10 protein-coding genes and 1 tRNA gene are annotated in these 12,283 nt (G+C 64.7%); 1 reads left to right on the forward strand and 10 read right to left on the reverse strand.

Annotated elements, in window-relative coordinates:
- Positions 1-28: 28 nt before the first annotated feature.
- The 8 genes from ACGFI8_RS08580 to ACGFI8_RS08615 form a co-directional block, all read right to left on the reverse strand.
- Entirely contained in the window at positions 29-757 is a 729-nt protein-coding gene (locus ACGFI8_RS08580) for a GntR family transcriptional regulator (protein ID WP_392801885.1), read from the reverse strand.
- Positions 758-1,096: 339 nt separating this feature from the next.
- On the reverse strand, positions 1,097-1,471 hold the full coding sequence (locus ACGFI8_RS08585) for a hypothetical protein (RefSeq protein WP_392801888.1): 375 nt from the start codon (positions 1,469-1,471) through the stop codon (positions 1,097-1,099).
- Positions 1,472-1,474: 3 nt separating this feature from the next.
- Entirely contained in the window at positions 1,475-1,792 is a 318-nt protein-coding gene (locus ACGFI8_RS08590) for a hypothetical protein (RefSeq protein ID WP_392801890.1), read from the reverse strand.
- Positions 1,793-2,178: 386 nt separating this feature from the next.
- Positions 2,179-2,730: a flavoprotein gene (locus ACGFI8_RS08595; RefSeq protein ID WP_392801892.1), complete on the reverse strand. Its 552-nt coding sequence runs from the start codon at positions 2,728-2,730 to the stop codon at positions 2,179-2,181.
- 5 nt (positions 2,731-2,735) lie between these two features.
- Positions 2,736-3,947: a helix-turn-helix domain-containing protein gene (locus tag ACGFI8_RS08600; RefSeq protein ID WP_392801895.1), complete on the reverse strand. Its 1,212-nt coding sequence runs from the start codon at positions 3,945-3,947 to the stop codon at positions 2,736-2,738.
- 140 nt (positions 3,948-4,087) lie between these two features.
- Positions 4,088-7,984, reverse strand: coding sequence for an NACHT domain-containing protein (locus ACGFI8_RS08605; protein WP_392801898.1), 3,897 nt, complete (start codon positions 7,982-7,984; stop codon positions 4,088-4,090).
- Between the two features lie 614 nt (positions 7,985-8,598).
- Positions 8,599-9,153, reverse strand: a complete 555-nt coding sequence (locus ACGFI8_RS08610; RefSeq protein ID WP_392801901.1) for a Uma2 family endonuclease — start codon at positions 9,151-9,153, stop codon at positions 8,599-8,601.
- A gap of 199 nt (positions 9,154-9,352) precedes the next feature.
- Positions 9,353-9,433, reverse strand: a tRNA-Tyr gene (locus ACGFI8_RS08615).
- 100 nt (positions 9,434-9,533) lie between these two features.
- On the opposite strand from ACGFI8_RS08615, the gene ACGFI8_RS08620 reads away from it, so the two are divergent.
- Positions 9,534-10,028, forward strand: a complete 495-nt coding sequence (locus ACGFI8_RS08620; protein WP_392801903.1) for a YajQ family cyclic di-GMP-binding protein — start codon at positions 9,534-9,536, stop codon at positions 10,026-10,028.
- Between the two features lie 50 nt (positions 10,029-10,078).
- Here ACGFI8_RS08620 and ACGFI8_RS08625 read toward each other — a convergent pair whose 3' ends face one another.
- Positions 10,079-11,284: an MFS transporter gene (locus ACGFI8_RS08625; RefSeq protein WP_392801906.1), complete on the reverse strand. Its 1,206-nt coding sequence runs from the start codon at positions 11,282-11,284 to the stop codon at positions 10,079-10,081.
- Between the two features lie 70 nt (positions 11,285-11,354).
- Positions 11,355-12,230 carry a zinc metalloprotease HtpX gene (gene htpX, locus ACGFI8_RS08630; protein ID WP_392801909.1) on the reverse strand — a complete coding sequence of 292 codons (876 nt, stop codon included), beginning with the start codon at positions 12,228-12,230 and terminating at the stop codon, positions 11,355-11,357.
- Positions 12,231-12,283: the final 53 nt, after the last annotated feature.

Genomic DNA, 12,283 nt, shown 5'->3' on the forward strand with positions numbered 1-12,283 from the left:
ATGCATCCCCGGAACGCTCACGGTCGACCTACGACAGTGGGTAGGAGTCTTCGAGTTCGTGCCGGTTGCCCGGCAGGACGACGTCGACGGCGAGGACCAGATCGCCGCGCGCGGTGTGCACCGCGATGGTCACCGCGAGAACGGGCTCATCGGCCGGGATGTCGAGCAACTGCGCCTCGTCGGCGGTCGGTCGGCGCGCCGAGGTCCACTCGACGGCATAGTCCCCGCGTACGCCATTTCGCTGCGCCAGGTGGTCGAGCAGGCTCCCCGCCATCGGCTCTGGCTTCATCGCATCGGAGCCTGCCGCCACGTCGATCGGCAGCCACACCGTGACCAGGTCGACGGCGCCCTCGTCCGCGGTCGTCCGCCGTTTCCGTTGATACACCGGGGTTCCCTCGGGCACGGCGAGGATCGACGCTATGCGCCGGTCGGCGAGCACCGGCGCTACAGCGAGAAGTTCGGTTTCGGTCGCCTCATCCAGGTGCAGCGCCCCGTGGGCGTGCGGCGGCACGGTGCGGCGTGCGGTCGGCTTGCCCCGCACGAAGTTGGCCTTGCCCTGCTGCGACTCGATCCAGCCGTCCTGCTTCAGGTAGGCCAGGGCCTTGAGCACTGTCGGCCGCGAGACGTCGAACTCCCCGGCGAGCTGGTTCTCCGAGGGCAGCGCCGCGCCCGGCTTGTACGTCCCGTCTTCGATGCGCTGCCGCAACGTGTTGAGGACCCGGACGTACTTGGGGGTCCTCGGTTCGAGGTTCAGCACGCGGAACCGCCCCTCGCCTGACCATTACTTGTTAAGACAAGACCGTAGTGAGTTAACGATGAGTACACAAGTCGCCTCATCGGGCAATGCCCGCCTAGCCGAACCACCCGGAACCGCCAGCGGGCCGCACCGACAGCCGCTCAGGTCTCGACGCACCGGGCCGGCGGCACGGTAGCCGACCGTAGCGCGCCAGCGTCCGGAGAGCCGCCCGCCGTTGCTGGCAGGGTCCTTCGGTGCCACACGCGGTGCAGAGGCTGCCGTTGAGCGTCAACGCATGCAGGTTCAGTTGGTCTTGCGCGGCATTGACCTGATCGCGTGCGTCGGTCGAGAGGTAGACCGTCATCGCGCGTCGCCAGCCATGAGGGCGCGGATGCCGTCGCACTGGTACAGCCGCGGCGGAACGCCAGGCAAGGCGACGTGCCGGTCACTGCCGCAGACACCACAGACCAGGTGGCGATGGGTCCACACGGTGAACTGCCGGTAGAGCTTGTGCCGGGGGTGCTCGCCGACCTCGGTGTCCGCGACCCGAAGCTGCCCCGCCGTCGCGGCCCGGACCAGGTCGTAGAAATCCTTCATGTGATGGCGGATGAGCAGCCTCGCGGTCAGGCAGGGCCACGGTAGGCCGCACTGTGCACAGGTCCAGCCGGGCCGGCGCACCCGGTGCTGTTCGGCGTCGCGGTAGAAGCGCTCGGTGTAGAGAACCGGCTCGTCCATCGCTCACTCGTCCCCTTCCGTCGCGACCGGCCAGAGCCGGTCGGGCTCAACGAGGACGGAGACGTCACCGGTCGGCCGGTACGCCGGATCGAGCTCGGCACCGCACAACCGCAGCCGGTCACCAAGGGCGGGATCGGTATCGACGCTGCGAACCCTGATCCGCGCGGCTCGACCGCCGGCGCCCTCTTCGAGCGGCGGGCGAATCCAGGCCCACACGATGTGGCCAGGCTCTGGGACGTACATCACCGCCACCCCGATCCGGTGGAACGGCACCGAGGCGGGCGGGCGCACAGCGGCCCACGGGCAGACCGGGTCCAGCACCCGCCCCGGTGCCAGCTCACGAGGCGGACCCGCCCAGATCGGCGCCCGGATCACCGCAGACCCGGCACGCACGCCCGGCCCGCGCTCCACGCTCCCCGCCGGTGGCGAGGGAGAGCTTGGCCGTGACGTACACCCACCCGAATCCGGCACACGCACCGCACCGGTCGGCCTGATCGACGCTCTCGGCGCTCCCCATGGGTCGCCGTCCTCCTCACGATCGTGTCCCTGCGCGCTGGGCGACCGACCCGCCGCGTGAGGGCCACGGATCGATTGATGCGCAAAGATCGTTGTTAGAAGACAGCGTGCAACCACACAGGACGATGACCCCGCACCGCCAAACGACCCGCACTTTTGTGCGGGTTAGGGACCGAAGCGCGCAGCCGGGCTCAGCCTGCCGTGAGTGCGTCGAGCTGGGCGACGAGCCAGGCGGGGTCGAACCGCTCGATGACTTCGGCACCCGTGCCGGACTTGGTCGGCACCTCGCCGAGCTGCCCAGTGTGGATGTCGAGCAGGCGCACGCCAGCCGCGTGCAGGATGGCAAGGCTGGACGGCCACGCCGGGTGGCCCCAGAGTTTGTCGTTCACCATCGGCACCACGAGCATCGGCAGCCGCATCCCGATCGCCTCGCAGATCTGCCCGAGCGCGTACGTGTCCATCGCACCGGCTGCGGCCTTGTTCACCGTGTTGAACGTCGCCGGACACACCACAAGCGCCGCCGGCGGCTGGGCTCGGCGCTCCAACGTGGGCGCCCGGTAGTCGAACTGCGGGGGCCAGCCGGTCAGCCGCTCGACGGCGTCGGCATCCAGCCACTCCCGCGCCGCGGGCGTACCGACCACGCGCGGCTGCCAACCGCCACCTTGGAGAGCCGTCACCAGGCCAGCGGTACGCACCGTCAACGGGGCACCGCACACGACGAGCGTCACCGAGCGATCAGCCACGCCTGCTAGTCCAGCACACCCGCCTGGACCGCCAACCGGTGCAGGGCACTGGTCTTCGACTTCTTCTGGCGAGCCAGCATCTCCCGGACCAGCTCACGAGCCATGACGTTGTACCGCACCATCTCCGGTGCCGTTCGCTCAGCTTCCATCAGGTGCAGCAGTGCGTCAGCGTCTCGTTTCCGCTGGCCCTGTGCCCAGGCTAGGTCGAGGTGGACCTGTGCCCGCCGGCTGTTGAGCCCTGCTGGCAGCCGGTCCGGGTCGACGGCATCCGCCGCGCGGATCGCTTCCGCAGGATCGCCGAGTTCGGCCGCCACTGACACGCGATGGATAGCTACATTGGTCGGCCCAAACGCCGTCCATGCGAAGTTGCCATCCTGCCCGAGCATCGTGGCGAGCACTTCGGCTTGGTCGAGCCGCCGCCACGCCTCGCCGCGTTCGGTGCGTCGCCCAGCGATCACGGCGGCGATCAGCCATAGCGCGCCGGCCACGGAGATCACCTCCGGCTGTTCCGGGCGGGCCTCACGCTGCACCACCTCAGCCATCTGCACTGCGAGCTGTTCGGCGTCTTCGGCGCGATCTGCCCGCAGCAGCGCGCACACCACCTGATAGGCCGCCATCCCGCGCGCCTCAACCGAGTCAGCGTCGACCGCAGCGGAAGCCGCCCGATCGGCTGACAACAGCGCGAGATCAGCCGCACCCATCTTCGTCAACAGCTTCGCGGCCATGGCGTAAGCGTTCACGTAACTCGCCAACGCCTCCCGGCGGCGGCCCCCGCTCGCGGTCGACCGCAGCGGATCAGCGAGCGACAGCAGCGAGGGCAACTCCTGAACGACGCGTTCATACTCGGCGGCCTGGTACGCGCGATGCGCCGCGTTGACGCGGTCGCGCACGTCGACCACGTCGACCTGGTCGTCGGGCGCAATGCCAAGCAGGCTGTCGTATCGACTGAAAAACCGCCGGACATCATCGAGCCCATCGACAAGCGGGCTTCCATTCGGTGCGTACTGCCACGGCTGGCCGGTCAACGCCTCAACTTCGACGTTAAGCACCTTCGCAAGATCAAGCAGTACCGACAACCGGTCCACGGAGCGAACGCCCCGCTCAACCTGCGACAGCCACGACTCCGATCGCCCGACCAGCCCGGCCAAAGCAGTCTGGCTCAGCCCACGTCGGCGCCGATACGCCGCTATCCGCTCCCCAACCGAGCCTGACACCATCTAAACAGTTTGGCAGATACGCATCGCCAATAGAAGCCCCTAACTTGATTCGTCGTCATCCAGTTCCTGCTACTGGCGAGCTAGCGCCCGATCTGGCAGAGTGCAACGAAGTGACGCGACATTCACGTGTGGCCCGAATATCACAGGCTTGAGGAATCGAAATTACCCAAAAACGCACGGCGCAAAGATTCTGAAAAGCCAAGGTGATACCAGCGATTCTCGTCCAGCAAGTGGCTGGTTCTGTCGTCGTCCATTTGCCATAGATGCCGCAGCATCCACGTTTCACTCGTAGTTCCGCGGAATAGGTCATACAGGTCGACCAAAGAACGCTCAAGGGCTCGGCGGTCCTGCCGTCTAGCCTTAAGAGTATTAGCAGCGGCTTCAGCAGCGGGAAAATATGCGCTAGCCTCCACTAGCGTAGCCGACACATCACCAATAGAGCTGCCCCTCCGTAGACGGACAAGAGCTCGACCGAGCGCATCGACAGGCCGGACAGGCTCCCCGGCCGAGTTTTCAGGGTCCGAGAAGAAGTTGTCGTCCAAATGTGGGCTTTGCGCGATCGTGCCAAACGCGGCAAACAGTTCAGGACGTGGCTCGTGGAACCAGCAGGCCGCCAAAACCTCAGAAAATCGCTTGACAGCGACGGGGCTCGCCGCGGCGCCAATTTGTAGGTTTGCACGACAGAGGACGCCAAGCCAGCGAGCAGATCTAGGATCACTCAGCGGGCGCCGATGAAGGATTAAAGTAGCGGCCCCTGCATACCTAGATGTCACCAATGCTTCAAAGATCTCATCAACCCATACGCCAGCCGCAGGGATCGCTTCCTCGGCAGCCCTACTAAAAAGATCATGCACCGCAAAGTCAGCGTCGTTGTTGTCAAATCGGTTGAACCACAACGCCAACCTTATCGCGTCTTCGAACGTGCCGGGCTCGGCCGTATACCCGAGACGCCCTGAAATAGCAAACTCTGGATGGTCCATTATCCAATCTGCGGATACGCCGGAATTCATGTACTGCTCAAGCAATCGCCATTCTTCCACATCTCCGAGTCCGCCATTCGCCGCGCTGGCAATCAGATCTTCAACCCTCTCGTTGGCCAGGACTTGACGCAACGCGTTTTCCAACGGCCACGGAGCGTAATTCGACACTGACCAGAGCTGTGTCGGTTCAAGCCTAGAAGCAATCTCCAAAGCCGCAGCAAGGCGGCCTTTACTCGGCTCCTGAGAAAATTGAAGCGTAGCGCGAAGCAAATTCCAGCTGTCTCGACCAGATGGAATCGAGCTAATCATCGCAAGCGAATCAGCATTCGGTTGGTCGACGCTAAGAATGCCAAATTCGCCGATTCTTGCGCCACTCTCGCCACGTATCGGCACCCAGATACGACGAAGCTTGCTGGGGTTACGTAACAGATAATTGATCCCCGGCAGCCACGGGGGAACGTCAGGTGAATTGAATATTGCTATTGCAGTGTTACGAAAAACTGGGAGCGCCTGAGCGACGTCCAAGACCGGAACGGCATCGATGATCGTGTCCCGAATCAATCCGGCCCTACCGTCGGTGACGCGAATCATCGCAGAAAGGTCTTCCGAGGTGGCTTGGGTCAAACGTTTTTCAACCGCCGCACGCAAGGTCGGCAGCCCGACGGTTGATACATCACACACGCCAGCGGCCACGGCGAACACAGCAGAGCGATTTCTAACTTGGTCAGAATTGATCCGGCTGCTTAACTCTTCGACGTACACGTCGGCCGTGCTCTCCTGAAATACCGACACTAGGCGAGCATGAGCCACTTGGTCGACCGAATCTATCAGCCGCAGGGCCAATCGGGTAAGAACACGGCATTTATTCGGTTGCTTCGCCGCGGATCCGTCTTCCAAAAGGTCCAACGCTAGGCGGGATCCAGCTAGGTAATTTCTCGCGATCGAATCGTTGGCGTCTTCGTTTCGTTCCGCGCAAATTTGTGCGATAGTATCACGTAGATATCGTCGCTTCGCAAAGCACTTTCCAGCGGCGAAGAGGAACACATTGCGCCAGTTGGATATTGGCGCAATCTCCCTCAGTCGCTGCTGGGCAATGGCGTCGTCTGCATCAAGCAGCCCCTCGGCAGCCATAAACTCTTGCAATGAGCGGATCTCAAATCCGACAATGCCGGCCTCAAGCCCAACGAGGAACACTAGGCGATGGCCGGCTGCGTCGATAATTGACTGTCGCAGCTCTTCGCATCTCTTACCTTCGTGCCCCTCTTCCCTCAGGTATGCTTCAACAATGCTGGCGAACTGATTCAATGTCATTCTCGCATCGGTGCCGCCGGACCGCTCTGTCTCCATTTGGAGGACAAGCGCAACTCGCTCGTGAATTGCATCGATGTCAGCTCGATGTTCCCTGAGTACCGCTGCGGTAGGGATATCCCGTTCGGTCTCACGATGATATATGAGCCCGTAGTATTCGCGAAAGAGATCCCATCGCTCCTGTGGCGGCTGCCCTAATTTGTCAACCAGAAGCGTCATGATCGTCACCTGCAGTGGGCTACTCATCAAGCGCGCCGTTGCCTTCTCGACCGAAGCTCTCTGTAGCCGCTCTATGACTTTCGTTGTCCTATCCGGTTCGTTCCCGAACCGAATCGTCGCCAGTTTCGATCCGTAGTTCAACGCAATGGTTCTGGGTAGGGGCACAAGATACAGATGTCGATAGTGTTGGGTGGAGAACTCTTCGGTGTATCCCTGAGGCCTACTCGTCGCTACTATCAGCACATCTGCATTGTCCGAGACCACGTCTACGCTGAATTCATGAACTGCCTCCAACACTTGCGTGCGATTGGAGGACGCCGGAACCTCGTCTAGACCGTCAAGTACAATTAGTGCTGGATACTTAACGAAAATTTCCCGCATATCTATTGGCTGCAGATTGACACTCGCACGCTTTCCAACGTATTGCGCCAGGTAGTCGAGCATTGTGCTCGACTTTTCCTCCGCTAGCTGTTTAGCAAAATCACTAAGGACGACTCGGAGGGGAAAGCGGCGTGCGTTGGGTTTCGGCAACTTGTCTGCAGCCCACTGTTGAACAATATCGTCCATCGCGTCACGCACCGGCGTGTCGATTCGACTGGACGGTACATCGACCAATAGAGCAGTTCGAAAAGTCTGGCAGATAAGTTGTCCCAGCGTCGTCTTACCCTGCCCGGGACCTCCGATGAGCACGAAGCGATCATGCCGCTTACGCGCCGCCCCATCCAACAGATATTCGTGGTCGCGGGCGTTTCGCATTTCGGCTGCCTCGACGACGAGCCTTACGAAGTTGGGATATCGCCCTACCTGTAGGTCCACTACCGCGTCGGGCAATACTGGGCGATCACTCACGGGGAGGTCAACGAAAACCTGGGAGAGCGGGATCGCCTCGTCGGCAGAATGCCCGGCTTGCTCAAGTTTGGCGAACCGGTCGGAACGAATTTCCTTTTGCAGAAAGTTTGTAAGAATTCGATAATAGTCCTGCCGCTGGGAGCGCACCATACGAGAGAGTTCGGCGAGCACATCACCCGAGGTTATCCAAGCGGCGTTGGCGTTCCTGACAGCTTCGTTATTGTCTAGCAGTATGCGCAGCTTGTCGTAGTCCCAGACATCGAAGCCCTTTAGGTTGTAATTCGCTGCAAACCTTGCCAATTCCTTTAAGATCTTATCTTTACTGCCTGACTCTTGCGTTGGACTCAGGATAACGTTAGTTGCGTAGATATAGAATTCCGGAATCTTGCGCTTTTGGCCGGGGTCGTCGAACCCTCGCAGCTCCTTTCGCAATTCCTGGAGCGCCCATGTGCCATCGCCTCTTCCCGTTCTCTGGCGGTGCTTCGCCTGTATGACTCCGTAGCCGTCCCACCGCTTGTGCTCTGGGCCGTATGAAGTTGGGCCATCGAAGGTTGCTTCCCGACCTCCGTCTGGGCCGTCTCCAAAGGGAACGAGTTGCGCGGTGACCTCGCGCAGTGCGAGGGCTTGGACGAGCTGTTCAAAAGAACGCGGAGAAAGCTGATCCAGCTGATAGTCGGCCATTCACTCTCTCCTAGCGTCCAAAATGTGTACTCTTCAGGCATGTTGTGGCCTCAGACTGATTGTCTTGTCAAGATGCTGCCGAGTTGACCTGTACGCAGTCAAGGCGCCGCGCTGCGCGCGCGGCGCAGAGTCGGTGACGTTCGGCGTCGATGGTCGGCCTTGCTTCTTTGGGCTGCCGCGATGTCCGTCGTGGCCCGAGCCGTAGCTCCCGCGGCCTCGCCCTCCGTGGCTGGTTGCGCTCTTTGCCTCCGGCGGGACCTCTGGCTCCGGGGAGGTCGCTTCGCTCCCGGGCCGTCGTCCAGGTCGAGCCCAGCAGACCGGCGCCGGCTGGGCCAGGCCAAGCCGCTTCGCGGTCGCCTCCGGCGAGCCTGGCCCAGCCGACGCCGCCCCGCTGCCCTTGGGGGTGGCCGACGGCATACGGGAGGCTCCGCTACGGAGCCGGGGGAGGGGGTGTCAAGTTCAGGAACGCCGCCCGCGCTCGGCCTGCTGGCGGCGCAAGCGCCGGCATCGGCCGGCGCGGCGGCTCACCGGGCTCAGACGCTCCGCAGCGCGTTGTCCGAACTGCCTAAGTATCCGGTGAGAGTCGGAAGACACGACGTCTGCCGTACCCGGCGCTACCGGCCCACCAGCGACCCGGTGTCGAGCTGGAACGGGAACGGCCGGTCCGAGGCGAGCGCAGCGCCGCTCGTAGCTGTCGCGTGCTCGACGTAGTGCGCGCCTTCCAGGCGGTACAGCCGCAACAGCAGCGCGTCCGAATCCTGCTCGACCAGCAGGTACCACGCGATTTGCGCCGCCGCGTACAGCTGCATCTTCAGCAGGCGGTCTGCCGACGCGTTGCCCGGCGAGACGACCTCGCCGACCAGGACGACCTCGGACGCCTCGGTCATCGCGCCATCGTTGTCGGTGTCCGCCACGACCAGATCGGGGATGACGATGCGACCGGTTTGCAGCCGGACGTTGATCGCCTCCCAGACTTCCAGGCCAGCCTCCGAAGCCGACTCGTCGAGCGCGTTGGCGATTCGCCGGGACAACCGCTGATGGCGCTTCGTCGGGGCGGGGCTCACCAACAGGCTCCCATCGAGCAGTTCGATCCGGTCCACCGTCTCACCCAGCGCGAGATAGTCCGCCTCACTCCACGGACCGACGTGCTCCAGCACGGCGACGCTCATCTCGGACCACCTCCCGGCTGACACCTGGCTCAAGCTTCTCATGACCCGAGCCTGCTCCAGGCAGCGCGGACAAGATCGACCCGCCCACGATGTGCCCACAACCAGCCGTGGATGGCTGGATTCACCGGGACCGGGCCGGACACATGAAGAAGGCCCCCGTCCAGAGTTTCCCCTGGTCGAGGGCCTTCTTTCTTGCCGGTGGCGGGTAGAGGATTCGAACCTCTGTAGCTTTCGCGACGGATTTACAGTCCGCTCCCATTGGCCGCTCGGGCAACCCGCCTGGCGGAAGCCAGAATAGCGGTACGACCCGGGGGCAATGCAAACGGGTACCCTCGGCACGCCCACAACCGTCCGCACGCAGTCACCAGGGAGCGTCTGCCATGGCTTCGGCACCCTCGTTCGACATCGTCAGCAAGGTCGACCGGCAGGAGGTTGACAATGCGCTCAATCAGGCCGAGAAGGAGCTGGCGCAGCGGTTCGACTTCCGCGGCACCGGGGCGGAGATCAAGTGGGCCGGGGAGGAGGCGGTCGCCCTCCAGGCGGAGACCGAGGAGCGGGTGGTCGCCGCGCTCGAGGTCTTCAAGGAGAAGCTGGTCAAGCGGAACATCTCGCTGAAGTCGCTCGACGCGGGCGAGCCGCGGGCGTCTGGCAAGACTTTCAAGATCGATGCGCGGATCGTGCAGGGCATCGAGTCGGACAAGGCCAAGGCGATCTCGAAGAAGATCCGCGACGAGGGTCCGAAGGGCGTCCAGGCGCAGATCCAGGGCGATCAGCTGCGGGTGACCGGCAAGAAGAAGGACGACCTGCAGGCGGTCATCGCGCTGCTCAAGCAGGAGGACTTCGGGATCGCCCTGCAGTTCACGAACTACCGCTGAGGCCGGTGCGGCTGGTTCAGCGTGACCGCCGGTTGCGCTGAACCAGCAAGCTACACGGGCGCCTGGTCCGGAGAGCTCGTGTGCGTGAGCGGCTCGGGCGCGACCAGGGCGCCCGCCGCCACCGCGGCGCCGGCCAGCATGAACGCCCAGGGCGCGCCGCCCGGGCGGTCGACGACCAGGCCGGTCACCGCGACCCCGGCCGCGCTCGCGCCGACCGAGACGGTCACCAGCCAGGTGTACGCCTCGTTCAGCATCGACCGCGGCACGATCGCGCCGACCATCGAGTTCTGGACCGTCAGCGCCGGGGCGATGGTCGCGCCGCCGACCACGAGGGCGACGCCGAGCGCGACCGCGTTGGGCATCGCCGCCAGGATCGCCAGGCTGGCGGCGACCCCGGCCAGCATCCAGCGCAGCCGCGCCCGGGTGCGCGGGCGGCTGCCGAACCACACGCCGGCCGCCGCGCTGCCGATGCCCCACACGCCGAGCAGGATGCCGCCCGCGCTCTGCGGGTCGTGGGCGACGTACTCGGTCGCGTAGGCCGGCACGGCCACGCCGGTGCCGCCGAACGCGAAGCCCAGGCCGAACGCCGTGACCAGCAGGGCGGGGAAGCCGGCCACCCGCAGCGGCCCGAGTCCCCGCGCCGGCGCGTGCCCCTCGTGGCGCCGCCAGGAGCGCATCGCTTGGCCCCGCGCCACCGCCAGCGTGCCGATCAGTGTGATGCCCGCCGCGCCCGCGAGCGCCACCGCGGGCTGCCACAGCGCCACGCAGAGCGCGACGAGCATCGGGCCCACGACGAAGACGAGTTCGAACAGTGCCGTCTCGGCGGCCAGGGCGGTGACCCGCACCTCGGGCTCGTCGTCGGTCAGCGCGTTCCAGGTGCCGCGCACCGCGGCCGTCATTGGCGGAAAGGTCACGCCGGCCAGGACCGCGGCGCCGAGCACGATCGGCAGCGGCAGGTCCCGCAGGCCCGCAAAGATCAGAAAGACCAGGCAGCAGGGGTACACCAACCCCGTGATCACCAGGACCGGCGCCGGCCCGATCCGATCCGCCAGCCGGCCCACCACCGGGCTGGCCGCGGCGCTCGCGATCGCGTAGACGGAGCAGGCGAGCGCCGCCTGGGTGTACCGGCCGTGCGCCTGCTGCAGCAGCAGGAGCAGCGACAGCGACACCATTCCGATGCCGAGGCGTGCCAGCACGCTCACGATCAGCAGGAGGGGCGCGCCGGGAAGCCGCCAGACGGACATGTACTGCCTCACGGCGGCCTCACTCCTTACACACGACAGGGCCCGCCGATTGTACGGCGGGCCCTGGTTCGTTTCGACGCGGTTACCGGTAGCTGCTCACACCGGCCATCTCCTCCAGCCGCGCGACGCGCTGCTCCATCGGGGGGTGCGTGGAGAACAGCGACGCGATGCCACCGCCCTTGAACGGGTTGTCGATCATCAGGTGCGCCTGGCTGGCCAGCTGGCTGTCGGCCGGCAGCGGCAGCGCCTGGGTACCACGGTGGATCTTGCGCAGCGCGCTCGCCAGCGCCAGCGGGTCGCCGGTCAGCTTCGCGCCGGACTCGTCCGCCTCGTACTCCCGGCTCCGGCTGATCGCCAGCTGGATCACCATGGCCGCGAGCGGGCCGAGGATCAGCATCAGCAGGACGCCGACGATGCCCGGCCCGTCCTCGTCGTCGCTCGAACCGCCGATCGGCAGGAAGATCGCGAGGTTGGCCAGCATGGTGATCATGCCGCCGAGCGCGCCGGCGACGCTGGAGATCAGGATGTCCCGGTTGTACACGTGCGACAGCTCGTGCCCGATGACGCCCCGAAGCTCGCGGAGCGTCAGCATGTCGAGGATGCCCGCGGTCACCGCCACGGCCGCGTTCTTGGGGTTGCGCCCGGTGGCGAAGGCGTTGGGCTGCTGGGTCGGGCTGATGTACAGCCGGGGCATGGGCTGCCCGGCCGACGTCGCGAGCTCCCGCACCATCGCGTACAACTGCGGCGCCTGTGCCTCGGTCACCGGCTGCGCGTTCATGGCGCGCAGGGCGATCTTGTCGGAGTAGAAGTAGCTGAACGCGTTCATCGCCAGCGACAGGATCACGGCGATAACCAGACCGGTGCTACCGCCGAGCCAGTAGCCGACAAGCAGAATCAGCGAGGTCAGCAGTCCGAGAAGGGCCGCCGTCTTCAAGCCGTTGAAATGCCTGTGCTGCATGTCTTCAATAACAGCGCGACTCCCGGTGTGCCTTCCCGGTGCTAGCTGTGAGC

This window comes from Dactylosporangium sp. NPDC048998 (assembly GCF_043197855.1).
Classification (GTDB): domain Bacteria; phylum Actinomycetota; class Actinomycetes; order Mycobacteriales; family Micromonosporaceae; genus Dactylosporangium.

Bases quoted from the DNA above. Each gene is read 5' to 3' on its own strand.
- ACGFI8_RS08605 (WP_392801898.1), bottom strand. From the start codon at position 7,984: ATGGCCGACTATCAGCTGGATCAGCTTTCTCCGCGTTCTTTTGAACAG.
- ACGFI8_RS08585 (WP_392801888.1), bottom strand. From the start codon at position 1,471: ATGGACGAGCCGGTTCTCTACACCGAGCGCTTCTACCGCGACGCCGAA.
- ACGFI8_RS08610 (WP_392801901.1), bottom strand. From the start codon at position 9,153: ATGAGCGTCGCCGTGCTGGAGCACGTCGGTCCGTGGAGTGAGGCGGAC.
- ACGFI8_RS08620 (WP_392801903.1), top strand. From the start codon at position 9,534: ATGGCTTCGGCACCCTCGTTCGACATCGTCAGCAAGGTCGACCGGCAG.
- htpX (WP_392801909.1), bottom strand. From the start codon at position 12,230: ATGCAGCACAGGCATTTCAACGGCTTGAAGACGGCGGCCCTTCTCGGA.
- ACGFI8_RS08600 (WP_392801895.1), bottom strand. From the start codon at position 3,947: ATGGTGTCAGGCTCGGTTGGGGAGCGGATAGCGGCGTATCGGCGCCGA.